The organism is Halalkalibacter krulwichiae (genome assembly GCF_002109385.1).
In the GTDB taxonomy this organism is placed as follows: Bacteria; Bacillota; Bacilli; order Bacillales; family Bacillaceae_D; genus Halalkalibacter; species Halalkalibacter krulwichiae.
Map to the genome: position 1 here is coordinate 818,639 of NZ_CP020814.1, position 22,734 is coordinate 841,372.

General features: G+C 38.0%; 21 protein-coding genes, 2 pseudogenes, 1 riboswitch and 1 other annotated feature. Of the genes and pseudogenes, 21 read left to right on the plus strand and 2 right to left on the minus strand.

The annotated features are described in order from the left end of the window. Positions 1 to 10: 10 nt before the first annotated feature. The 5 genes and pseudogenes from ruvB (at position 11) to yajC (ending at position 3,870) form a co-directional block, all read left to right on the plus strand. Complete coding sequence (gene ruvB / locus BkAM31D_RS04295; RefSeq protein ID WP_066155789.1) at positions 11 to 1,012, plus strand: Holliday junction branch migration DNA helicase RuvB; 1,002 nt, start codon at positions 11 to 13, stop codon at positions 1,010 to 1,012. Beyond that, the gene (locus BkAM31D_RS04300) at positions 1,009 to 1,227 is read left to right on the plus strand and encodes a DUF2905 domain-containing protein (protein WP_066155786.1); all 219 of its coding nucleotides are present in this window, start codon (positions 1,009 to 1,011) and stop codon (positions 1,225 to 1,227) included. Before ruvB ends, BkAM31D_RS04300 begins: the two co-directional genes overlap by 4 nt. A gap of 101 nt (positions 1,228 to 1,328) precedes the next feature. Continuing rightward, positions 1,329 to 2,354 carry a tRNA preQ1(34) S-adenosylmethionine ribosyltransferase-isomerase QueA gene (gene queA, locus BkAM31D_RS04305; protein ID WP_066155783.1) on the plus strand — a complete coding sequence of 342 codons (1,026 nt, stop codon included), beginning with the start codon at positions 1,329 to 1,331 and terminating at the stop codon, positions 2,352 to 2,354. Positions 2,355 to 2,399: 45 nt separating this feature from the next. After that, a pseudogene (tgt, locus tag BkAM31D_RS04310) lies at positions 2,400 to 3,538 on the plus strand (tRNA guanosine(34) transglycosylase Tgt). A gap of 68 nt (positions 3,539 to 3,606) precedes the next feature. Beyond that, the gene (gene yajC, locus BkAM31D_RS04315; RefSeq protein ID WP_066155776.1) at positions 3,607 to 3,870 is read left to right on the plus strand and encodes a preprotein translocase subunit YajC; all 264 of its coding nucleotides are present in this window, start codon (positions 3,607 to 3,609) and stop codon (positions 3,868 to 3,870) included. Positions 3,871 to 3,931: 61 nt separating this feature from the next. On the opposite strand, the gene BkAM31D_RS04320 is transcribed toward yajC, so the two are convergent. Next, a complete protein-coding gene (locus tag BkAM31D_RS04320) occupies positions 3,932 to 4,309 on the minus strand; it encodes a TIGR04086 family membrane protein (RefSeq protein WP_066155773.1) in 378 nt (125 codons plus the stop codon). A gap of 152 nt (positions 4,310 to 4,461) precedes the next feature. Between BkAM31D_RS04320 and BkAM31D_RS04325 the strand changes: the two genes are divergently transcribed. Beyond that, positions 4,462 to 5,751, plus strand: a complete 1,290-nt coding sequence (locus tag BkAM31D_RS04325; RefSeq protein ID WP_066155771.1) for an ArsB/NhaD family transporter — start codon at positions 4,462 to 4,464, stop codon at positions 5,749 to 5,751. 78 nt (positions 5,752 to 5,829) lie between these two features. Beyond that, on the plus strand, positions 5,830 to 6,483 hold the full coding sequence (locus tag BkAM31D_RS04330) for a DUF421 domain-containing protein (protein ID WP_066155768.1): 654 nt from the start codon (positions 5,830 to 5,832) through the stop codon (positions 6,481 to 6,483). A 202-nt stretch (positions 6,484 to 6,685) separates the two neighbouring features. Here the strand turns inward: BkAM31D_RS04330 and spoVB are convergent, their stop codons facing one another. Beyond that, complete coding sequence (spoVB, locus tag BkAM31D_RS04335; RefSeq protein WP_066155765.1) at positions 6,686 to 8,257, minus strand: stage V sporulation protein B; 1,572 nt, start codon at positions 8,255 to 8,257, stop codon at positions 6,686 to 6,688. Between the two features lie 193 nt (positions 8,258 to 8,450). On the opposite strand from spoVB, the gene BkAM31D_RS04340 reads away from it, so the two are divergent. The 14 genes and pseudogenes from BkAM31D_RS04340 to aspS all read left to right on the plus strand — a co-directional run bounded on the left by BkAM31D_RS04340 (position 8,451) and on the right by aspS (position 22,544). Next, complete coding sequence (locus BkAM31D_RS04340) at positions 8,451 to 8,936, plus strand: COG2426 family protein (protein ID WP_066155761.1); 486 nt, start codon at positions 8,451 to 8,453, stop codon at positions 8,934 to 8,936. A gap of 13 nt (positions 8,937 to 8,949) precedes the next feature. Then, the gene (locus BkAM31D_RS04345; RefSeq protein ID WP_066155759.1) at positions 8,950 to 9,225 is read left to right on the plus strand and encodes a post-transcriptional regulator; all 276 of its coding nucleotides are present in this window, start codon (positions 8,950 to 8,952) and stop codon (positions 9,223 to 9,225) included. 103 nt (positions 9,226 to 9,328) lie between these two features. Beyond that, positions 9,329 to 10,141, plus strand: a complete 813-nt coding sequence (locus BkAM31D_RS24790; RefSeq protein ID WP_371807181.1) for a SecDF P1 head subdomain-containing protein — start codon at positions 9,329 to 9,331, stop codon at positions 10,139 to 10,141. After that, on the plus strand, positions 10,099 to 10,632 hold the full coding sequence (locus tag BkAM31D_RS24795; RefSeq protein WP_371807182.1) for an MMPL family transporter: 534 nt from the start codon (positions 10,099 to 10,101) through the stop codon (positions 10,630 to 10,632). The genes BkAM31D_RS24790 and BkAM31D_RS24795 overlap by 43 nt, the downstream gene beginning before the upstream one ends. After that, positions 10,622 to 11,566 carry a protein translocase subunit SecF gene (gene secF / locus BkAM31D_RS04355; protein WP_085449734.1) on the plus strand — a complete coding sequence of 315 codons (945 nt, stop codon included), beginning with the start codon at positions 10,622 to 10,624 and terminating at the stop codon, positions 11,564 to 11,566. The genes BkAM31D_RS24795 and secF overlap by 11 nt, the downstream gene beginning before the upstream one ends. A gap of 177 nt (positions 11,567 to 11,743) precedes the next feature. Further along, on the plus strand, positions 11,744 to 12,655 hold the full coding sequence (locus tag BkAM31D_RS04360; protein WP_066155755.1) for a cation diffusion facilitator family transporter: 912 nt from the start codon (positions 11,744 to 11,746) through the stop codon (positions 12,653 to 12,655). 4 nt (positions 12,656 to 12,659) lie between these two features. Then, positions 12,660 to 12,977, plus strand: a complete 318-nt coding sequence (locus tag BkAM31D_RS04365) for a LapA family protein (RefSeq protein ID WP_066155752.1) — start codon at positions 12,660 to 12,662, stop codon at positions 12,975 to 12,977. 55 nt (positions 12,978 to 13,032) lie between these two features. Further along, positions 13,033 to 15,402, plus strand: coding sequence for a single-stranded-DNA-specific exonuclease RecJ (recJ, locus tag BkAM31D_RS04370; RefSeq protein ID WP_066155749.1), 2,370 nt, complete (start codon positions 13,033 to 13,035; stop codon positions 15,400 to 15,402). Between the two features lie 2 nt (positions 15,403 to 15,404). After that, positions 15,405 to 15,919 (plus strand): annotated as a pseudogene (locus BkAM31D_RS04375) (adenine phosphoribosyltransferase). Positions 15,920 to 16,110: 191 nt separating this feature from the next. Beyond that, complete coding sequence (locus BkAM31D_RS04380) at positions 16,111 to 18,297, plus strand: RelA/SpoT family protein (RefSeq protein ID WP_066155742.1); 2,187 nt, start codon at positions 16,111 to 16,113, stop codon at positions 18,295 to 18,297. 32 nt (positions 18,298 to 18,329) lie between these two features. Continuing rightward, positions 18,330 to 18,770 carry a D-aminoacyl-tRNA deacylase gene (gene dtd / locus BkAM31D_RS04385; RefSeq protein WP_066155738.1) on the plus strand — a complete coding sequence of 147 codons (441 nt, stop codon included), beginning with the start codon at positions 18,330 to 18,332 and terminating at the stop codon, positions 18,768 to 18,770. An 80-nt stretch (positions 18,771 to 18,850) separates the two neighbouring features. Then, the gene (locus BkAM31D_RS23885; RefSeq protein ID WP_169801121.1) at positions 18,851 to 19,027 is read left to right on the plus strand and encodes a hypothetical protein; all 177 of its coding nucleotides are present in this window, start codon (positions 18,851 to 18,853) and stop codon (positions 19,025 to 19,027) included. A gap of 59 nt (positions 19,028 to 19,086) precedes the next feature. After that, positions 19,087 to 19,315: a binding site (T-box leader), on the plus strand. A gap of 159 nt (positions 19,316 to 19,474) precedes the next feature. Further along, positions 19,475 to 20,755: a histidine--tRNA ligase gene (gene hisS, locus BkAM31D_RS04390; protein ID WP_066155735.1), complete on the plus strand. Its 1,281-nt coding sequence runs from the start codon at positions 19,475 to 19,477 to the stop codon at positions 20,753 to 20,755. Between the two features lies 1 nt (position 20,756). After that, on the plus strand, positions 20,757 to 22,544 hold the full coding sequence (gene aspS / locus BkAM31D_RS04395; protein ID WP_066155732.1) for an aspartate--tRNA ligase: 1,788 nt from the start codon (positions 20,757 to 20,759) through the stop codon (positions 22,542 to 22,544). Positions 22,545 to 22,607: 63 nt separating this feature from the next. Further along, positions 22,608 to 22,723: riboswitch (SAM riboswitch) on the plus strand. Positions 22,724 to 22,734 lie beyond the last annotated feature (11 nt).

Genomic DNA, 22,734 nt, shown 5'->3' on the forward strand with positions numbered 1-22,734 from the left:
AGGGAGACACTTGGAAGAACGAATGATTTCAGCTGAAGCTCAGGGCATGGAAGACACACTTGACCAGTCGATTAGACCAAATAACCTTAAACAATATATAGGGCAAGAAAAAGTGAAGAGTAACCTTCATGTCTTTATGGAAGCAGCGAGGATGCGTGAAGAATGCTTAGATCATGTGCTTTTATACGGTCCTCCAGGTCTAGGAAAAACGACTTTGTCCAGTATTATTGCAAATGAAATGGGCGTTCAAATGCGTACTACATCAGGTCCTGCAATTGAGCGTCCCGGTGATTTAGCTGCCATTTTAACAGCGCTAGAACCAGGTGATGTGTTATTTATTGATGAAATCCACAGATTAAATCGGATGGTGGAAGAAGTACTCTATCCAGCAATGGAAGACTTTTGTCTTGATATCGTAATAGGGAAAGGACCTACTGCAAGGTCAGTTCGATTAGATCTTCCACCCTTTACGCTTGTAGGAGCAACGACAAGAGCTGGGATGTTATCTGCTCCTTTGCGAGACCGTTTTGGAGTTTTAGCGCGACTTGAGTATTATACTGAATCAGAATTGGCCATTATAATAAAAAGGACTGCTGAGATTTTCGAAACGGAAATAGACGAGAAAGCTGCAGTTGAAATTGCAAGAAGATCGCGTGGTACCCCTCGTATCGCAAACCGCTTACTTAGAAGGGTTCGTGATTTTGCACAAGTTAAAGGAGATGGAATCATCACGCTTGAACTAGCACAAAATTCTTTGGAACAACTACAGGTGGACCGTCTCGGTCTTGACCATATCGACCATAAATTACTTTTTGGCATGATTGAGAAGTATCGCGGTGGACCAGTTGGAATTGAAACAATTTCGGCTACAATTGGTGAAGAACCTGATACAATCGAGGATGTTTATGAACCATATTTACTTCAAATTGGGTTTATCCAACGAACTCCTAGGGGGAGAATTGTAACACCAGCATGTTATCAACATTTTAACATGGAGGTGCCAGGTCCATGAGTTTCTTCCCGAAGGTATTAATTGCAGTGGGTGCTCTTTGTATAATTATTGGCGTGCTATGGTTAGTGATTGGAAGGGTAATTCCTCTTGGAAAGTTGCCTGGGGATATATTAATTAAGCGAGAAAATTCGACCTTTTACTTTCCGATTATGACAAGCATTATAATTAGCATTCTTTTGTCATTGTTGTTCTTGATTGTTGGTCGATTTCGCTAATTTGTTGCATCATGAATAGAGTTCCGGTATGATAACAAAGATATGATTATGGACGGTTATTTAAGATTTTTAAAAATGAATTATAAAAGGTGAATTAAAACATGAATGTAGAAGACTTTTCTTTTGACTTACCAGAGGAATTAATTGCCCAGACGCCGCTCCCAGACAGGACGGCGTCTCGTTTGCTTGTACTTGATAAAAAGACAGGCGAGACAAAAGACTGCCAATTTGTTTCTATTATTGACGAGTTAAATGAGGGAGACTGTTTAGTTTTAAACGATACAAGAGTATTACCAGCGAGGTTATACGGAATTAAAGCAGATACAGGCGCTAATATTGAAGTCTTATTATTGAAGCAAGTAGAGGGAGATCTATGGGAAACTCTTGTTAAGCCTGCTAAAAGGGTAAAAAAAGGGACGAAGATTCAGTTCGGAGATGGAAGACTAGTTGCAGTGTGTACTGGAGAAGCAGATCATGGTGGACGCATTCTCCGGATGGAGTATAGTGGAATCTTTCATGAGGTATTAGATGCACTTGGTGAGATGCCATTGCCGCCTTATATAAAGGAAACACTCCCAGATCAGGAGAGATATCAGACTGTATTTGCTAAAAATAGGGGATCTGCGGCTGCTCCCACAGCAGGATTACATTTTACGAACGAACTACTTGAGAAAATTAAACAAAAGGGAGTACATATTGCCTTTATCACTCTTCATGTTGGACTTGGGACATTTCGACCGGTAAGTGTGGAGAAGATAGAAGAACACGAAATGCATTCTGAGTTTTATCAAATGAGTGCTGGAACGGCACAACTACTTCAGTCAGTAAGGGAAAATAATAAACGTGTCATTGCAGTAGGCACGACATCGGCAAGAACTTTGGAAACCATTGTGAGCGAGCATGGAGACTATAAAGAAGCATCAGGTTGGACATCTATTTTTATTTATCCAGGATACGATGTTAAAGGTTTCGATGGATTGCTTACAAATTTCCATTTGCCGAAATCGACTTTAGTTATGCTTGTAAGTGCGGTTGCAGGAAGAGAGCATATTTTGAATGCTTATCGTCATGCTGTGAAAGAGCGATATCGTTTCTTCAGTTTTGGAGATGCGATGTTCATTCGATAAAATAACAAATTTATATGCGGCAATGAATAAAAGGAGGTTTTCCAGTTGGCAGCTATAACGTATGAACATATTAAAACATGTAAACAATCTGGTGCTCGTTTAGGACGAGTTCATACCCCGCATGGTTCTTTTGAGACGCCTATTTTTATGCCAGTAGGAACATTGGCAACGGTTAAAACGATGAGCCCAGAAGACTTATATGATATGAATGCTCAAATTATCTTAAGTAACACTTATCATTTATGGTTACGCCCTGGTCACGATATTGTAAAAGAAGCTGGTGGACTACACAAATTTATGAATTGGAATCGACCTATTTTAACGGATTCGGGTGGATTTCAAGTCTTTAGTCTAAGTGACCTTCGTAAAATAGAAGAAGAAGGAGTTCACTTCCGTAATCATTTAAATGGGGATAAGCTATTCTTGAGTCCAGAAGGAGCAATGGAAATTCAAAATGCACTTGGATCTGATATTATGATGGCATTTGATGAGTGCCCTCCGTATCCTGCAGAATATGATTACATGAAAAACTCAGTGGAGCGGACAAGCCGATGGGCGGAACGTTGTCTTTCTGCACATGCTAGACCTGAAGATCAAGGATTATTTGGAATTGTTCAAGGTGGAGAATATGAAGATCTGAGAAAACAGAGTGCTAAGGACTTAGTGTCATTAGACTTCCCAGGATATGCGATAGGGGGCTTTCTGTAGGAGAGCCAAAAGATGTGATGAATCGGGTTCTTGAATTTACAACCCCCCATTTGCCAAGTGATAAGCCACGCTATTTAATGGGAGTAGGATCAGCTGATTCACTTATTGATGGTGCTATTCGTGGGGTTGATATGTTTGATTGTGTATTGCCAACTCGGATCGCAAGAAATGGAACGTTAATGACTAGTAAAGGAAGACTTGTGGTGCGTAATGCTAAGTATGCACGAGATTTTAGACCACTAGATGAAAATTGTGATTGCCATGTATGTAAAAATTACTCAAGAGCCTACATTCGTCATCTAATAAAATGTGAAGAAACGTTCGGATTTAGACTAACCTCTTATCATAACTTGTATTTCCTGTTAAACTTAATGGAGCAGGTAAGACAAGCAATTCGTGAGGATCGACTGCTCGATTTTAGAGAAGAGTTTTTTGAAATGTATGGTTTTAATAAACCAAATGCAAAAAATTTCTAAAAGAGAGTATCACAATAATCGTACGAATGAGGTGTCTAAACGTTTTATTAATGAAAGGGGGAAATTTAATGGAGCTTTTTGGAACTCTACTTCCGCTGATCTTAATGTTTGCGATCTTTTACTTCTTACTAATTCGTCCACAACAAAAGAAGCAGAAGCAAATCCGTGAGATGCATAGCTCACTACAGCGTGGAGATAAGATTATTACAATTGGAGGGCTTCACGGAACGATTGATTCTGTTGATGAAGATGTGATGGTCATTCTTGTTAATGATAATCGTAAGCTAACGTTTGATCGTGCAGCGGTTCGTGAAGTAGTTAATCCTGATTGATAATACATAGAAAAGCGCAAGCTATTAGCTTGCGCTTTTCTGTTGTTGTAGAACTTCTATTTTATTTATTACTCGAAAGGTTCACCCCGATGATACCTCCAATAGCAGCTGCAACAATGTAACCCCCGTGATACATATACTGCTCACTTGTAAAACTGTTGTTGTAGCCTAAATATTGAATTAAGAATGTCAAAAGTGAAAACAACAGTGCTGTTACTGCTCCAGCAATCCACCCTTTCTCCTTAGCTTTTCCACCAGAAATCATACCACCTATAAACATTGTGACAAATGCAACGACTGTAATGAGCCAGCTCACGGACTGTTCAGTAAGAGAAGTAAATGTTAAAACGAGAGATACAATCAAACTAAAAGAAAGGGCCACTACAAGAATTGTTGTTAAGCCAAATAATACTGCAGGAAGAAAACCTCTGTAAGCCATGCCTCCATCTCCTTTCAAAATTAAAAGTAGGCTTACTACAGCTTATTCGGGCTTGTTCATAATAGACTTATTATTTGTTTGTCTACTGAAATAGGACATGTTTCCAATTAGCTTGTCATAGAATGTAGAAATGCGAGGAGAGGAGAACAGACATGGGGGTAACCTTAGCTTTAATCATTTTTCTTTGCAGTTATTTTTTTATTATTACTGAAAAGTTAAATCGAGCAGTCATCGCCTGTTTTGGTGGTGTCCTTATGCTCGTTTTTAATGTGTATGAGATAAATGCTGCGTTCTTACAACATATTGATTGGCATACAATCACTCTTTTGCTTGCAATGATGATTCTTGTTTCAATTACAAGTCAAAGTGGTTTCTTTGAATATGTCGCTGTGTCTTTGGCTAAAAGTGTTCGTGGTCGGCCAGTTCCATTATTAGTAGCCATTTCATCTTTAACAGCATTTGGGTCTGCGTTCTTAAATAACGTTACAACGGTTTTATTAATTGTTCCAATCGTCTTTACATTAACATCATTATTAAAGCTTCCGGCGGTCCCATTTTTAATAACGATCGTGATGGCTTCAAATATTGGTGGAACGGCAACATTAATTGGAGATCCGCCAAATCTGATGATTGGTCAAGCTGTCAGTCACCTAACATTTAATGATTTTCTTATTCATTTAAGTCCTGTTGTTCTTATCATATTTGCGGTTGTTATTACGGGTTTGGTTGCTTTGTATAGAAAGCAGTTAATTGTTTCAAGAGAAGATCAAGCGAAAATACTTGCAATTGACCCAGCTACATATATTAAGGACTACAAATTACTCATAAAATCCGTATCTGTTTTAGCGTTAACAACACTTGGATTTATCATTCAGCCGTTTATTATGGTAGAGCTAACAAGCATTGCAATGGTAGGGGCTTTACTTCTTATGTTACTTACACATGAAGAGCAAGATATGGAAGAAGTGTTTAAATCGGTAGAGTGGGTAACGTTGTTTTTCTTTATTGGATTGTTTATGTTAGTGGGAGGATTAAAAGAAGTTGGAATTATTGATGAAATATCTAAATCGATCATTTATTACACAGAAGGAGATTTACCTAAGACAGCTCTTTTCATTCTATGGGGGTCTGGTATTCTTTCCGGGTTTGTCGATAATATCCCGTTTGTAGCGGCAATGATTCCAGTAATTTTAGAGTTTCAGGAGTTCGGTATGAATAATTTGGAACCTTTATGGTGGGCTCTTGCTCTTGGTGCGTGTTTAGGTGGGAATGCTACGATTATTGGAGCCACGGCTAATGTTATCGTTGCTGGGATGGCTGTGAAAGCCAAACATCCTTTTAGTTATTGGGAGTTTTTAAAAGTAGGTTTGCCGGTTGCGATTGTATCCTTTATTATCTCTACTGTGTATTTGTATATTCGTTATTTAAACCAGTTTATTTAATTGTCAAAAGCTTCAAATCATGTGTTCGTCTCCTTCGGTCATACTATGCTTAGATATGTCACAAGGAGGAGAATAACGATGGATTATATGACAATTATGCTCAGAACGATATTCATCTATTTTATCATTCTCTTTGTGTTGCGATTTATGGGGAAACGAGAAATTGGCCAATTATCGGTGTTAGACTTTGTTGTTTCCATTATGATTGCAGAGCTTGCAGTGGTATCAATAGAAAATATAGATGTCCCCATGATGTATTCAATTATCCCGATTGGCATTCTATCGGCCATTCAAATTATATTAGCCTTAGTCTCATTAAAAAATAATCAATTAAGAAAGTTAATTGACGGTAAGCCCTCAGTACTTATTAATGAAGGGAAGATAGACGAGCGTGAAATGAGAAAGCAAAGATACAATTTTGATGATCTTCTTGTCCAGCTAAGGCAAAATAAAATAAGTAAGCTTTCAGATGTCGAATTTGCCATATTAGAGCCTTCAGGTAAATTATCTGTTATTGAAAAGCAAGATAATGACAATCAACAGCCGATGATGCCATTGCCACTAATATTAGATGGTAAGGTACAAGAAGATCACCTGAAGCAAATTAATCAAACATCACTGTGGTTACGCCAACAAATGAGAAAGTTAGGCTATCGGGATATAAAGAAAATTTCTTACTGTGCATTAAAGGATCAAGATACCTTTTTTGTCGATTTAAAAGATGAAAGGTGATTAAGCTCTTCTCAAAAAAATGAGGAGAGCTTTTTGTGTTTCAAACCTCTCCCTCATATATGTTTGTTATAAGGCTATTGATTGTGAATTACACATGATGTCATCGACATGGTATGAATACGCAAAAAAAAACGCAAAAAAGGTGTCTCTCCAATAACTTGTTGAGACAACCTTGGGTCATATAGGATTGTTAAAAAGATACTTATGAACGCGGGAGTAAGGAGCTAAGCCATTTGCCAAACAGTGGAACGCGACTGACCTCTTCTTGTTTTAATAAACCGAGTACGAGCATTAATGTGCTATAGAAAACGGTTGTAACAATAATACCTAAAAGTGTTTGCCATAATTGTGGAAGTGATGTAAAAGCATAACCAGCCACTAGGAAACCAACCCATGTAGAAGCTGCGATGAGAAGAATGGATTTTACTATCATCTTAGTGTCTACAGTAAAGCTAATTGTTTTAGCAATCGAAGCAAAATGAAGCAGTGTCACTAAGACAAAACCAATAACAATAGCTAATGCCGCACCCATTATACCTAAATCAGGTCGAGAAGCAAGTACAAATATTGCAGTAATTTTAATAACATTGCCAAATAAGCTATTCATCATGGCTGCTTTGGCTAAATCTAATGCTTGTAAAGCAGCTTGGAGCGGGCTTTGAAAATATAGAAAAATGCTAAAAGGTGCCATTAATTTTAAATAAGTGGCTACAGTAGGAGTATCGTACATTAAATCCATTATCGGTTCTGCGTAAACATATAGGATTACTGCAGATATTCCACCTGATAACAAAGCTAAACGTAGTGCTTGATTAAGACGGTAATGAATCGTTTTATAATGTTTTTTTGCAGCAGCTTCACTAATGGCAGGAACGAGTGAAACTGATAAAGAATACGTAATAAAGGTTGGTAACAAAAGAACAGGGATAACAAAGCCAGCTAGCTCTCCGTATTGTTTGGTGGCAATAACGGTAGCGACACCTGCTAGGGCCAAACTTTGAGCAACTACTATTGGTTCAAAAAACAATGAAATTGAACCAATTAACCTGCTCCCGGTTGAGGGCAAAGCGATTGACATAAGGTCACGAAACGTTTTCTTTCCACCTTTTGCATAAGCGAAAAAGTCGCGGCGTAATTTAAATCGTTTTTTTCTTTTAAACATAAATATCATATAAATTAAGGAAGCAAGTTCTCCTATTACAACTGATAGCATCGCACCTGCGGCTGCGTATTCAATTCCTAAAGGTAAGAAGGCGGTTGTCATCACAGCAACTAAAGTAATCCGAACGATCTGTTCAATTACTTGTGAATATGCCGTTGGCTTCATATTTTGCCTTCCTTGGAAATAACCGCGCATCACGGATGACAGCGCAACAATTGGTACGATAGGAGTAATCGCGATTAGTGGATAATAAGCTCTAGCATCTGTTAAGAAGTTATTTGCAACTATTGGCGCAAATGCTAGCATTGCAATCGTGAAGAAAATGCTAAGTACACTAGTTACCGATAGAGATACAACTAGGATTCGTTTAATACGTTGTCGGTCATTGGAAGCTTCTGCCTCGGCAACTAGTTTTGAAATTGCAACTGGTAAGCCGAGTTGTGTCAGGGTGATAACAAGCATTAAAGTCGGGATTGCCATCATGTATAGGCCTACCCCTTCAGCCCCCATAATTCTTGCAACTACAATTCTATTCACAAAACCTAGAAATCTAGTAATTAGTCCGGCGATAATTAATATCAATGCTCCTTTGAGAAAAGTTTGCTTCGTCATGTATATAGCCCCTACCTTCATAAAAAAATGATGGATATTTTGCGTTATTATTTATATGCTTATTAGTGGGTCAAGCATGACAAGTACTTATTGATTATTAAAAGCAATGTAATTATTTAAGTTAACGTAATTAAGATGAAATTTACACACTAGGGGCTATTACACAAAACTTATGAATAGAGGGGATGGAAATATGAAAGAAACAATTAAACAGTTTATATTTGATCATTTTGGGTTTTTACCACCTGAGTTGCTCGTTGTATTTATTTCAGCTTTACCAATTTTAGAATTACGAGGTGGGATCCCAGTTGCTCACCAACTTGGTTTTAGTTATTGGGAAGCTCTTATTTATGGAATTGGGGGAAACTTACTTCCGATTGTTCCAATTCTTCTTTTGTTTCAACCGATTAGCAAATGGATGCTGCGCTTTGAGTTTTATAAACGTTTTTACGATTGGCTATATAATCGCACGATGAAGAAGAGCGATAAAGTTGAGAAATTTGGAGCGATTGGGTTAGTTTTATTCACTGCAGTTCCGTTGCCGACTACGGGTGCATACTCTGCTTGTTTGGCTGCGTTGCTCTTTTTTATTCCGTTTCGTTATGCTTTTTTCGCTATTACAACAGGAGTATTTATTGCAGGCTTTGGGGTTGCCAGTCTAATGTATTCAGTGTTCTAAAGGAGGAAGGAATATGGGGGAGAAACAACAGTTTGAAGTGTGGCGTATAGAAGTTGAACCTGCATTAGAGAGTAAGGTGGATGAATTCCACTTACTTGGTTATAACCGAGCAACTCCCGATGATGTGTGGGAGTGTGTGTTGTATCAATTAAGAAAAAAAAAGGAATTTACTCATCTTCATGAATTTGTTAATGAAATATTGACACTCCAATCTCATTCGTTTATGAATTGGTTAACAATTCGATCATATCAGGACCCTAAAGATTGGTTTGCTGAGTTTGAATCTTAGTAAAAATTGACAGAGATTTTTTTAAAAAGCTATAATGGATCTATTGTGTTAATAAGAGTTCGGGTAAGAAGTGTTGTTTTACATAAGGAGGAAGATAAGGAATATGGTAAAGAAAGGGCGGATTATTGCTTTTTTTCTTATTGTTGCAATATTAGCAGGGCTAATTAGTACAACTGTTTTTGGAGTTGCTAAGGAAATAAAATTAGGTCTTGATCTTCAAGGTGGGTTTGAGATTTTGTATCAAGTTGAACCTGCAAATGAAGGCGATACAATTAATAATGATGTGTTAAGGGCAACAGTAAGTGCATTATATCAAAGAGTTAATGTTTTAGGTGTTTCAGAACCGAATATTAGAATTGAAGGAGATGACCGAATTAGGGTTCAGTTAGCTGGTGTAGCTGATCAACAGACTGCACGTGAACTTCTTGCAACTGAAGCTAGCCTTACAATTCGTGATGTTTATGATGAGGTGTTAGTGGATGGATCAGATTTACGCCAAAATGGTGCTGGTGCGAGCTTCCATCCTGATACAAATGATCCAATTGTAACATTAACTTTAAATGATGCTCGTCAAATGGAACAAATTTCTAGAGATATGCTTGCAAGGGATCCAGCTGAAAACCTACTAGTTATGTGGCTTGATTTTGAAGAGGGTGTTGATTCTTATGCTGAAGAAGCAATGAAACAAGATCCAAAGTATTTATCTGCAGCCACAGTTGTAGATGTTATTCCTGGAAATACTGCTACAATAACAGGAAGTTTTACAGTTGAAGAAACTCAGTTTCTTGCAGAAGTACTAAATGCAGGATCACTTCCGGTTAAGCTTGAAGAGATGTATTCCAATTCGGTTGGGGCTTCTTTAGGGAACAAGCGATGCAAAAAACAGTTTATGCTGGCTTTATCGGGGTTGCTTTAATATTTATCTATATGTTGTTCTATTATCGCTTTATGGGACTAATTGCTGTCATTACATTAAGCACATATATTTACTTAGTTTTACTCGTATTTAATTGGATGAATGCAGTATTGACCTTACCTGGAATAGCTGCGTTAATTCTGGGCGTAGGAATGGCTGTTGATGCCAATATTATTACGTATGAACGTATAAAAGAAGAAATCAGATCAGGTAAATCTATTATGTCTGCGTTTAAAGCAGGAAGTCGTAGATCACTTTCAACTATTTTAGATGCAAACATCACGACCATTTTAGCCGCGAGTGTTTTATTTGCTTATGGGACAAGCTCGGTTCAAGGTTTTGCTGTTATGTTAATTGTAAGTATTTTAACAAGCTTTATTACAGCTGTTTATGGATCAAGATTGCTTCTTGGTCTATGGGTTAATAGTAAGGCTTTGAATAAGAAATATCGATGGTTCGGTGTAAAGGAGGGTGAAATCAATGAACTTTAATTTTCAAAATAAAGAAATCGATTTCGTCAAACACCGAAAAAAGTTTTTCATTTTTTCTGGGGCATCGATCATTATAGGGATTATTTTGCTTCTAACGCTCGGGTTAAATTTAGGAATTGACTTTGAAAGCGGATCGCGTGTAGATCTTTTAGCGCCTGAGCCAATAACCGCCGATGAAATTTATGAAGATTTCGCACAGATTGGTGCGGGATATACGCCGGATGATGTACAACTCGCAGGCGACAATAACCAAATGGCAAGTGTAGGATTTATCGGTGTATTAAACCCTACGGAAATTGCTGAAATACAGGCTTATTATAATGAAAAATATGGTGCAGAACCTAGTATAAGCACTGTTGATCCTATCATTGGACATGAACTTGCTCAAAATGCTTTGATTTCTGTTTTGATTGCTTCTGTTGGGATCATTATTTATGTCAGCATTAGATTTGAATTTCTATATGGACTTGCTGCTATCGTTGCTTTATTGCATGATGCGTTCTTTATTATCGCTGTTTTCAGTTTGCTTCAAATAGAAGTTAATGTCCCTTTCATTGCCGCGGTTTTGACAATTGTTGGTTACTCTATTAATGATACAATTGTTACATTTGACCGAATAAGAGAAAATATGAATTTAGCAAAAAGAGTGAAAGGGTTTGATGACTTAGCGGCCATCGTGAATAAAAGCTTAGTACAAACACTTGCTCGATCGATTAATACTGTATTAACCGTTGTTTTTGCTGCAGCAGCTATCTTTATTTTTGGTGGTGAGGCGATTCGCTCTTTTGCGTTTGCCCTCCTCGTTGGACTTGTTGCAGGAACATATTCTTCAATGTTTTTGGCCTCTCAACTATGGTTGATTTGGAAAACGAAGCAACTTAACAAAAAGAAATTCAGCTCAAAACAACAACCGGAAGGTGAACCGACGGTTTAAGAACGAGCTTAGCTCTAAACATCAAACACACTTGAGAGAACCTTCAAGTGTGTTTTTGATAAGGGAAGGAAAGCTGAAACAGAGTTTTTCTTGAAAAAGCGAATGGTGTTTGGGGTTGATGGTAAAATAAAGAGAGATTAATGTATTTAAATTAATGAATGTAAAGTAGGTGTTCGTGTGTCAGAAGCAGATGTACGTTATCAAAAGGTTCGATTTGCTGCCTGGGTGGGAATCATCGGTAATATCATTTTGGCTGTTATTAAAGCAGTTATTGGTGTAATGGCTAATAGTAGAGCTTTAGTGGCTGATGCAGTGCATTCAGCTTCTGATGTCGTTGGTTCTGTTGTTGTTCTAATAGGGGTTCGAGCTGCTAAGTTGCCTCCTGATCGGGATCATCCTTATGGTCATGGGAAAGCGGAATCAGTAGCTGCCATTATCGTAGCTGTATTATTATTTATCGTTGGCTTCGAAATTGCTTTAGGTGCATTTAAGTCTTTCTTTGAACCGGTGCAAGTTCCTAAGGTAATTGCAATCTATGCCGTTATTTTCTCGATAGTTGTTAAAGAATTAATGTTTCGATACAAGTATAACTTGGGTAAAAAGTACAAAAGTGAGGCTTTAATGACGGACGCGTGGCACCATCGTTCAGATGTTTTCTCTTCTCTAGCCGCATTAGTAGGTATTGGAGCTGCCTTACTAGGTGGATACTTAAATATTTCTTGGCTTGTCTATGGTGATGCTCTTGCTAGCTTATTTGTTGCAGTGTTAATTGGAGAAATGGCTTGGTCTCTTGGAAAGCAGTCTATACATAATGCACTAGATCATGTCCTTCATGAAGAGGATACTGTAGATATGGTTCAAGCTGCTCATGAGGTTGAAGGTGTATTAAATATTGATGAATTCTTTGCAAGAGAACATGGACATTATGTGATCATTGATATAAAAGTGGCGGTTGATCCGTTTATTACAGTGGAAGAAGGCCATGCAATAGGGAAAAGGGTGAAAGAGAGATTATTACAAGAGAAGCATGTTCATGATGTGCTAGTCCATATTAATCCTTACAAAGAAGGAGAGAAGAAGGAGGGCTAGAAAAATGAGGGGGCAATGGAGTTTAATAATTGGATTAATTGTAGCAATTTTAATAGCCGTATTTGCTGTCATAAACGTTGATCCTGTAAGAGTCAATTATTTATTTGGTACAGCAGATTGGCCATTAATTCTTGTTATTTTAGGTTCTGTTTTTATGGGAGCAATTGTAGCCGGAACGATTGGAATTTTACGGGTTTATCAACTTCAAGCTGAGATAAAGCGATTAAAGAAAGAAAAGCTGAATCTGGAAGGGGAAGAAATAAATAAAACGGGAGAACTTCCTTCTGCAAGTAAAAAGAAAGAAAAGGAAACGAAGCTCTAGTCGTTGTAACCCCTTGATAGCTCCTGTATAATGAGTTAGTTAAGGGGTGTTTTTGATGTTAAAATCTAAAGCGAGATGGAAAATAAAAGAACAAGCATCCAATCAAGTAGACCTACTAGTAAATGAGTTAAAGATCGATCCGTTAACAGCCAAGTTGTTAATCAATAGAGGGTTAGAAACGATAGAATCCGCTAGAGGATTTTTAAATAAAGAAGAAATGTGTTATCATGATCCCTTCTTATTAGATGATATGGATCTCGCTGTTCGGCGAATTCATGCGGCGGTGAGTAGAAATGAAAAAATACTCATATTCGGAGATTATGATGCCGATGGGGTTAGTAGTACAGCTGTTATGTACCTGGCGTTAAAATCAATAGGTGCAGAAGTAGATTTTTATATTCCAAATAGATTTACTGAGGGATACGGTCCCAATGAACCTGCTATTCGTAAAGCAAAGGAAGAAGGTTATCAGTTGGTTGTAACAGTTGATACAGGCATTGCAGCGGTTCATGTTGCTAATGTTGCCAAGGAAATTGGACTTGATTTCATTGTTACAGACCACCATGAGGCACCACCAGTTTTACCTGATGCTTATGCTATTATTAATCCAAAGAAGCCTGGTTGTCCTTATCCATTTAAAGGGTTAGCTGGAGTTGGAGTTGCCTTAAAAGTAGCACATGCTTTAATAGGAAGAATTCCAAGTGAATGGTTGGATATAGCAGTTATTGGAACCGTTGCAGACCTTGTTCCACTTGTAGATGAAAATCGCTTGCTTGTTATGGAAGGACTCCATGCCTTGCAATCAACCGATAAACCAGGCTTAGTTGAACTGAAAAAGAAGTGTGGAATTTTATCTCAGGTTATTCAAGCTGATCATGTAGGGTTTGGAATTGGACCGAGGATAAATGCGGCAGGACGGTTGGACTCAGCTGATCCTGCTGTTGCTTTGCTTTTAACTGAGTCTCATGAGGAAGCTGAGTTACTTGCTTCGGAAATCGATGATTTAAATAAAGAACGTCAAGCGGTTGTGAGTGAAATAACAGAAGCTGCTATTCAAGTCGTTGAAGACCATTATCCTCCTGATGAGAATGAAGTACTTGTTATTGCGGGAGAAGGATGGAATGCAGGGGTAATTGGAATTGTCGCTTCTCGACTTGTAGAAAGGTATTATCGACCAACAATTGTTTTAAGTATTGATAATGAAAAAGGACTTGCTAAAGGATCTGCAAGAAGCATAGAAGGTTTTGATATGTTTGCTGAACTATCTAAAAGCCGCGATATTCTTCCGCATTTTGGTGGACATCCAATGGCTGCAGGACTAACAATGAATGCTTCTGACTTAGGTGAATTACGAAAAAGGTTGTGTCAGCAAGCAAAGGAAGTTCTTACTGCTGATGACTTTACTCCAATTACAGCAATTGATTTAGTGGCTAGTGTCGATGAGGTTTCAGTTACTGTCATTAAGCAAATGGAGAAACTTGCTCCCTTTGGAGTAGCTAACCCAACACCTAAAGTACTTATTCAAGACGTCCATTTAGAGCAAATGAGGAAAATTGGAAGTGACGCAAATCATTTAAAAGTGGGTTTTAATCAAAATGGAGCTACATTAGATGGGATTGGGTTTCACCTAGGCTACTTATGTGAAGAGATCACATCAGCAGCTAAAGTTTCAGCAATTGGAACTTTGTCAATTAATGAGTGGAATGGGCATGTGAAACCACAATTAATGATAGAGGATGTTGCTGTTTCTGAATGGCAACTATTTGATTGGCGCAGTATCCAGCGCAATCGAATTGTTGAGAGGCTATTAACAATTCCAAAAGAAAATAGGATGTTAATTGCCTTTAAGGAAAACACTAAAATGAGCTTAGGTCTTGAGCAGTTTGACATTACTCATGTTTCAACTAACATGAGTAACACAACGGACCTTTCTGGTAAGTATGTTGTGTTATTAGATACGCCTGAGGAGAGACAACAGTTGAAAGGTTTATTTTCAATGAGTGAAACACCAAATCGTATATATACGATTTTTCACCATGAAAGTGATTCTTTCTTTACAAGTAATCCAAATAGAGATCATTTTAAGTGGTTTTACGCCTTTCTTTTAAAGCGAAAAATGTTTAATATGAAACAGCATAGTGAGGATTTGGCGAAGCATAAAGGTTGGTCAAAACAAACGGTTGATTTCATGTCACACGTGTTTTATGAGCTTGGATTTGTTACAATAGACGATGGAATCTTAACTGTAACTGAAAATCCAGAAAAGAAGAACCTGGATGAATCTAAAACATACCGGATGAAACAAGAGCAAGTATATATAGAAAATGATTTTGTATACTCTTCGTACATGGATTTAAAGCAGTGGTTCTCACAAATACTTCAAGAAAAAACAAGAGATGAAAAGTCGAGCAAGGAGACGGTGTAAAAATGGATTTTAAGAAATACATTCAAATTGTAGAAAACTATCCTAAAGAAGGTATTCGTTTTAAAGATATTACAACTTTAATGCAGGATGGTCCAGCTTATAAAGCGGCTATTAATGAAATGGCTGACTTTGCTCGTGACAAACAAGTAGATGTTGTAGTAGGACCAGAAGCAAGGGGATTTGTCGTTGGCTGCCCGATTGCTTATGCGTTAGAAACAGGTTTTGTTCCAGTCCGAAAAGCAGGCAAGCTTCCACGCGAAGTTATTTCTGTTGACTATGGTTTGGAGTACGGAAAAGATAGCTTAACCATTCATAAAGATGCCATTAAAAAGGGACAGCGTGTATTAATTGCAGATGATCTATTGGCAACAGGCGGAACAATTGAAGCGACTATTAACATGGTTGAACAGCTTGGGGCGAAGTCGTAGGCATTGCCTTTATGATTGAGTTAGGTTACCTTGATGGACGTGATCGTTTAGATAAGTATGATGTGTTCTCGTTAATGACATATAATTAATAGTCAAAAGGGTGACTCAAGTAAGGCTATGCTCTAAGTTAGAGGTCTATTTAGATCTTCTTTGTAGGGTATTTGGTCTAAAAAGAGTCGCCCTCTTTAATTATTCACATATTTTTCTTTCATTTCCCTTTACATAGGTGAGAAACTTACCCATAATATAAAGAAATATTGAATCGTAAATAGGTGATTCCATGACGATAGATCAAGTATTAGAAAATGCTAGCCGGTATTTGAATGATGAAGATGTGGCTTTTTTAAGAAAAGCTTATGATTTTGCCGAGCAAGCTCATGAAGGGCAGTACCGTAAATCAGGTGAACCATATATTTTACATCCGATACAAGTAGCAGGCATAATCGTAGGATTAGAACTCGATCCCAATACGGTCGCAGCTGCTTTTTTACATGATGTTGTTGAAGATACAGATGTCACGGTTGAAGAGCTAGAACGAGCATTTAATGACCAAGTTGCAATGTTAGTGGATGGCGTTACAAAACTTAAGAAATTCAAGTATAAATCAAAAGAAGAGCAACAAGCTGAAAATCACCGGAAGATGCTTATTGCAATGGCTAAAGATATAAGAGTTATCCTTATTAAGTTAGCAGACAGATTGCATAACATGCGCACGCTCAAATTTATGCCGCCAGAAAAACAACGAGTTACGTCAAATGAAACACTGGAAATTTTTGCACCTCTTGCTCACAGGTTAGGTATCTCTACAATTAAGTGGGAATTAGAGGATACTGCGCTTCGGTATCTAGATCCACAACAATATTACAGAATTGTTAATCTAATGAAAAAGAAGCGGGCTGAACGAGAGAAATACTTATCTGAGGTAATGGACACAATTAATGAGCATTTAACTGATGTGAATATTGAGGCGGAGTTGTCTGGACGACCAAAACATATTTACAGTATCTATCGAAAGATGATTATGCAAAATAAACAGTTTAATGAAATCTACGACCTCCTTGCAGTAAGGATAATGGTAAAGAGCATTAAAGACTGTTATGCCGTACTTGGTGTAATTCATACATGCTGGAAGCCGATGCCAGGTCGCTTCAAAGATTATATTGCGATGCCTAAAGCCAATATGTACCAATCTCTGCATACGACGGTTGTAGGTCCATTAGGTGACCCGTTAGAAGTTCAAATTCGTACTGAAGAAATGCATCGTATTGCTGAATACGGGGTAGCAGCTCACTGGGCATACAAAGAAGGGAAACAGGTTTCTCAAAATAAGAATACATTTGAGGACAAGCTTAGCTGGTTCCGTGATGTGATTGAATCCCAGACTGAGACGAATGATGCTCAAGAGTTTATGGAGTCACTTAAGTTGGATTTGTTCTCTGACATGGTTTTTGTCTTTACACCTAAGGGAGATGTTATCGAACTGCCAGCAGGTTCAGTTCCATTGGACTTCGCTTATCGTATTCATAGCGAAATTGGCAATCGCTGTATAGGAGCAAAAGTAAATGGCAAAATGGTACCTCTAGAGCATCGTTTGCATACAGGCGATATTGTTGAGGTATTGACATCAAAACATTCCTACGGTCCAAGTCAAGATTGGTTAAAGATCACAAAATCTTCCCATGCCAAAAATAAAATTAGGCAATGGTTCAAAAAGGAAAGACGAGAAGAAAATGTGGAGAAAGGGCGTGAACTAGTTGAAAAAGAAATTCGCGCACTTGACTTTGAGCCAAAAGAGGTACTAACAGCAGAGAATATTTCAGATGTAGCTCATAAGTATAGCTTTGCTGGTGAGGAAGACATGTTTGCAGCAGCTGGTTATGGTGGAATTAGTGTTAAACAAATCGTGAACCGTATGACGGAAAAGTTAAGAAGACAGCAAGATCAAGAACAAGAAGAAAAGAGTCTTGCAGCTGCGTTATCTGATGTCCAAACACATAGACCGAAGAAGAAAGTGAATTCAGGTGTAACCGTAAAAGGAGTCGATAATCTTCTTATTCGCTTATCACGTTGCTGTACACCTGTTCCAGGAGATGAAATCGTCGGATATATTACAAAAGGACGTGGAGTTTCCATTCATCGTTCGGATTGTGCAAATGTTCAAAATGAAGAAGCGCAAGGAAGGTTGCTCGAAGTTGAGTGGGAAGGCGATACGTATCAAAGCAAATCTTATAATGTTGATATAGAAATTTCGGCATACGATCGCAATGGTCTTTTAAATGAAGTGCTTCATGCGATAACTGAATCTAGAACAGTGATTAATGCTGTGTCAGGTAGAAGTGATCACAGACAGAAAGTAGCGACGATTCATTTAACAATTTCCATTCATAATATAGATCACCTTCACAAGGTCGTAGAAAAAATAAAGCATTTGAAAGATATTTATTCAGTACGAAGAGTGATGCATTAAGTTGTGCGCTTTTAAAGTAGTGAGGTGAAGAGATGAGAGTTGTTTTACAAAGAACGAAGAACTCTTCCGTAACAGTAAATGACAAGATTGTTGGTCAAATTGACTTTGGGTTGACATTACTTGTTGGCATTACCCATGATGATACAATTGAAGATGTTGAGTATGTCGCTGACAAAATAGTTAATTTACGTATCTTTGAAGATGAGAGTGGTAAGATGAACCATTCTCTTCTAGAAGTAAAGGGGCAGATTCTTTCGATTTCCCAATTTACGTTATATGGTGAGACAAAAAAAGGAAGGCGGCCTAATTTTATGGCTGCAGCTAAGCCGGACTTTGCAGAAAAGCTTTATAATCAGTTTAACGAAGTATTACGTTCGAAAGACATAAAGGTCCAAACAGGTATATTTGGAGCTATGATGGATGTGTCTATCGTTAACGACGGACCTGTTACACTAATCGTTGAAAGCAAATAATTAGAAAAAGCTCTTTCTAGATGTAAGTTTTTCTCCTTGTTTGGTCAAAATAGGAGAAAAGGCTAGAGAGGAATGGTTATATGCGTTCAAGTATGCGTCAGCAACTGCATCATAATAGTTTGAACCCACTTTTTAATATGGATTATCATAACTTTGTCGAAAGGGAAGGTCAGAATACAAACTTAGAATTGGCGTCTGAATTCGGACTTTCGTTAAGAGACGTAAAATTATTAAAAAGCAAACTTAATCGTAATTAAGCTATTGACAGTTGGCTTGAACATTCGTATGATTAGAAGCAACTAATTGCAAAACAAAGACAATTCCGACGAAGAGGCATAGTAATTAAGGTAGCAGATAGAAAGAGAGGAGAGGCCGTGGCTGAGAGCCCTCCATATTTGTCTTAATGAATGAACACCTCAGAGGAGTTTTTCTGAACATCATTGACTAGTAGGAAAAGACGTATACAGGCGTTAACTGTACAAAAGTGGAAGCAGCGTTTTGCTTCAATTTAGGGTGGCACCACGGGTTTAACTCTCGTCCCTGATGATTTTTCATCAGTGGCGGGAGTTTTTTAATTTCCAAAAGAAATCCATTCTCTTTGGAAATGAGTTTTTGCTCGTTCTAAGAGCTTCTCAATTAACGATGTTTGATATGGTGATAAGCTTTAAAGGTTAAATTTTAGAAGGAAGTTTGGAGGAAAGAACATGAGTATTCAAATCCCGCGTGGAACGCAGGATATATTACCAGGTGAAGTTGAGCTTTGGCAGTACATTGAAGATAAGGCTAAAGACATATGTCGGAGATTTAACTATCAAGAAATTCGAACACCGATTTTTGAACATACAGATTTGTTTCAAAGAGGCGTTGGCGATACAACGGATATTGTTCAACGAGAAATGTATACATTTGAAGATCGTGGTAAACGAAGCATTACACTAAGACCAGAAGGTACAGCTGGAGTAGCTAGGTCGTATGTGGAGAAAAAAATGTATGGACAAGCTAACCAGCCAACGAAACTTTTTTACAATGGTCCAATGTTCAGGTACGAACGTCCTCAATCAGGACGTATGCGTCAATTTGTTCAGTTTGGAGTGGAGGCAATAGGAAGCTCTGATCCAGCGATTGACGCCGAGGTATTAGCATTAGCTATGAGTATATATGAAGAGCTTGGTTTAAAAGAAGTAAAGCTTGTATTAAATAGTTTAGGCGACAAAGAAAGCCGTAATGCACACCGTCAAGCATTAATCGATCATTTTAAACCTAGTATAGGTGAATTCTGTGAGGATTGTCAGAATCGTCTAGAGAAAAACCCTCTTCGTATTCTCGATTGTAAAAAAGATCGAGAGCATCCATTAATGACAACAGCGCCATCTATTCTTGACTACTTAAATCAGGAATCAAAAGATTATTTTGAAAGAGTGAAAGGACATCTAGATCAGTTAGGAATTCCTTATGTTGTAGATCCTACTCTTGTGCGTGGTCTCGATTACTATTTCCATACTGCGTTTGAGATTATGGCAGAAGGAGAAGGATTTGGTGCCATTACAACTCTTTGCGGTGGCGGAAGATACACAGGTTTGGTTGAAGATTTAGGTGGACCATCATCTCCTGGAATTGGATTTGCTTTTAGCATTGAGCGCCTAATCATGGCACTTAAGGCGAAAGAATTGGCAGTTCAAAAAGCTCCTAGACTTGATTGTTATGTTGTCTCTTTAGGGGAAGCAGCTAAGGACAAGACAGTAGAGCTTGTTTATCAGCTTAGAAGAGCAGGTATTAGTGCTGATAAGGATTATTTAGATAAGAAGATGAAAGCTCAATTTAAAGCTGCAGACCGCCTTCAGGCACGTTATACAGCTGTATTAGGTGATGATGAACTTTCACAAGGCAAGATTAATGTGAAAGATATGGAAACTGGTGATCAGGTAGAAGTTGAACTTGCAGCATTTATAGATTATGTCAAAAGTAAAACTATGGGAGGTAAGTAACATGATAGGTAGAACACATCATTGTGGGACGCTTGGAGAAGAGCAAGTAGGGGAGAAAGTACAATTAAAGGGTTGGGTTCAAAAGCGTAGGGATTTAGGACAGGTTATTTTCCTTGACGTCCGTGATCGCTCTGGGATCGTTCAAGTTGTCTTTAGCCCTGAAGTGGCTCAGGAAGCACTAAGTGTAGCAGAACGAATTCGTAATGAATACGTCATTGAATTGGAGGGGGAAGTAGTAGCCCGTAACCCAAAAACAGTTAACGATAAACTAGCAACTGGAACTATTGAGGTTCATGCGCAAAAAGTGAACATTATCAACGCGTCAAAGCCATTGCCATTTCAAATTGAGGCGAATACAGATGCTTCGGAAGATGTTCGTTTAAAATATCGTTATTTAGATCTTCGTCGTCCAGATATGCAAGAAACGTTTAAATTACGTCACCAAACAACGAAATTAATTCGTAACTTCCTTGATGAAGAATTGTTCATGGAAATTGAAACACCAATGTTAACAAAAAGTACACCAGAAGGAGCGCGTGACTACTTAGTTCCTAGTCGTGTACATCATGGTGAGTTTTATGCATTGCCACAATCACCACAGCTTTTCAAACAATTGTTAATGGTATCTGGATTTGAGCGCTATTATCAAATTGTTCGTTGTTTCCGTGATGAGGATTTACGTGCAGATCGTCAACCAGAGTTTACTCAAGTCGATATCGAAACATCATTTATGGGTAAAGAAGATTTACTTGCAATGACGGAAAAAATGATGGCTAAGATCTTGAAAGAAACAAAAGGAATTGAACTTTCATTGCCGATACCTCGACTAACGTATGATGAAGCTATGAATCGCTTTGGTTCTGATAAACCAGATCTACGTTTTGGAATGGAATTAATTGAGTTATCGGAGGTCGTGAAGGATTCTGACTTCAAAGTTTTCCAAAGTGCATTAGCGAGCGGTGGAACCGTGAAAGGGCTAAATTTAAAAGGTGGAGCAGATAAGCTTTCTCGTAAAGAGATTGATGCTTTGACTGATTTCGTTAAGCAATATGGGGCAAAAGGATTAGCTTGGTTAAAAGTAGAAGAGGGCGGACTTAAAGGACCAATTGCAAAATTCTTTGAAGGCGAACTAGCAATAGCACTAATTAAAGCTTTAGATGCTGAAGTGGGAGACCTGTTATTCTTTGGAGCAGACAAAAAGCAAGTTGTGTTTGATAGCTTAGGAGCTCTACGATTGAAGTTTGGAAAGCAGTTTGATCTGATCGATCAAAATCAATTCAACTTCCTTTGGGTCGTTGATTTTCCACTAGTTGAATATGATGAAGAGGCTAAACGATTTGTTGCCTTGCACCATCCATTCACTAATCCTAAAAAAGAAGATATTGAATTATTAGCTACTGATCCTGCTAGTGTGCGTGCTGATGCCTATGATCTAGTTTTAAATGGATATGAGCTTGGCGGTGGATCACAACGGATTTATCAGCGAAATATCCAAGAACAGATGTTTAGTGCGTTAGGGTTTACTGAAGAGGAAGCACGTGAAGAATTCGGGTTCTTATTGGAAGCATTTGAGTATGGAACACCGCCTCATGGAGGAATTGCACTAGGATTAGATCGATTAGTTATGTTATTAGCTGGACGTAGTAATTTACGTGACACAATTGCTTTCCCGAAAACGGCTAGTGCGAGTGACTTGCTAACAAATGCACCGAGTGAAGTGAGTGTTGAACAATTAATAGATCTAAATTTATCGATTATCGGTAAAAAAGCAGAAAAAGTTAACGTATAATTGACAAAAATTAACTAATACCGTATAATCACGATAACTTAATAGGAACGTTTGAACAATTCAAACTTATCTAGAGAGGTGGAGGGAACTGACCCTACGAAGCCCAGCAACCGTTTTGCAAGCCATGTAAAAAAAGGTGCTAATTTCAGCAGAATGATGTCCATTCTGAAAGATAAGTAAAGGCAGCCAA

Excerpts from the sequence above, each read along its gene's own strand:
- recJ (WP_066155749.1), top strand. The coding sequence starts at position 13,033 with ATGTTAAAATCTAAAGCGAGATGGAAAATAAAAGAACAAGCATCCAAT.
- BkAM31D_RS04325 (WP_066155771.1), top strand. The coding sequence starts at position 4,462 with ATGGGGGTAACCTTAGCTTTAATCATTTTTCTTTGCAGTTATTTTTTT.
- secF (WP_085449734.1), top strand. The coding sequence starts at position 10,622 with ATGAACTTTAATTTTCAAAATAAAGAAATCGATTTCGTCAAACACCGA.
- BkAM31D_RS04340 (WP_066155761.1), top strand. The coding sequence starts at position 8,451 with ATGAAAGAAACAATTAAACAGTTTATATTTGATCATTTTGGGTTTTTA.
- BkAM31D_RS04330 (WP_066155768.1), top strand. The coding sequence starts at position 5,830 with ATGGATTATATGACAATTATGCTCAGAACGATATTCATCTATTTTATC.
- BkAM31D_RS04300 (WP_066155786.1), top strand. The coding sequence starts at position 1,009 with ATGAGTTTCTTCCCGAAGGTATTAATTGCAGTGGGTGCTCTTTGTATA.
- hisS (WP_066155735.1), top strand. The coding sequence starts at position 19,475 with ATGAGTATTCAAATCCCGCGTGGAACGCAGGATATATTACCAGGTGAA.
- BkAM31D_RS24790 (WP_371807181.1), top strand. The coding sequence starts at position 9,329 with ATGGTAAAGAAAGGGCGGATTATTGCTTTTTTTCTTATTGTTGCAATA.
- dtd (WP_066155738.1), top strand. The coding sequence starts at position 18,330 with ATGAGAGTTGTTTTACAAAGAACGAAGAACTCTTCCGTAACAGTAAAT.
- BkAM31D_RS04380 (WP_066155742.1), top strand. The coding sequence starts at position 16,111 with ATGACGATAGATCAAGTATTAGAAAATGCTAGCCGGTATTTGAATGAT.
- BkAM31D_RS23885 (WP_169801121.1), top strand. The coding sequence starts at position 18,851 with ATGCGTTCAAGTATGCGTCAGCAACTGCATCATAATAGTTTGAACCCA.
- spoVB (WP_066155765.1), bottom strand. The coding sequence starts at position 8,257 with ATGACGAAGCAAACTTTTCTCAAAGGAGCATTGATATTAATTATCGCC.
- BkAM31D_RS04365 (WP_066155752.1), top strand. The coding sequence starts at position 12,660 with ATGAGGGGGCAATGGAGTTTAATAATTGGATTAATTGTAGCAATTTTA.
- yajC (WP_066155776.1), top strand. The coding sequence starts at position 3,607 with ATGGAGCTTTTTGGAACTCTACTTCCGCTGATCTTAATGTTTGCGATC.
- BkAM31D_RS04320 (WP_066155773.1), bottom strand. The coding sequence starts at position 4,309 with ATGGCTTACAGAGGTTTTCTTCCTGCAGTATTATTTGGCTTAACAACA.
- BkAM31D_RS24795 (WP_371807182.1), top strand. The coding sequence starts at position 10,099 with ATGCAAAAAACAGTTTATGCTGGCTTTATCGGGGTTGCTTTAATATTT.
- BkAM31D_RS04345 (WP_066155759.1), top strand. The coding sequence starts at position 8,950 with ATGGGGGAGAAACAACAGTTTGAAGTGTGGCGTATAGAAGTTGAACCT.
- queA (WP_066155783.1), top strand. The coding sequence starts at position 1,329 with ATGAATGTAGAAGACTTTTCTTTTGACTTACCAGAGGAATTAATTGCC.
- aspS (WP_066155732.1), top strand. The coding sequence starts at position 20,757 with ATGATAGGTAGAACACATCATTGTGGGACGCTTGGAGAAGAGCAAGTA.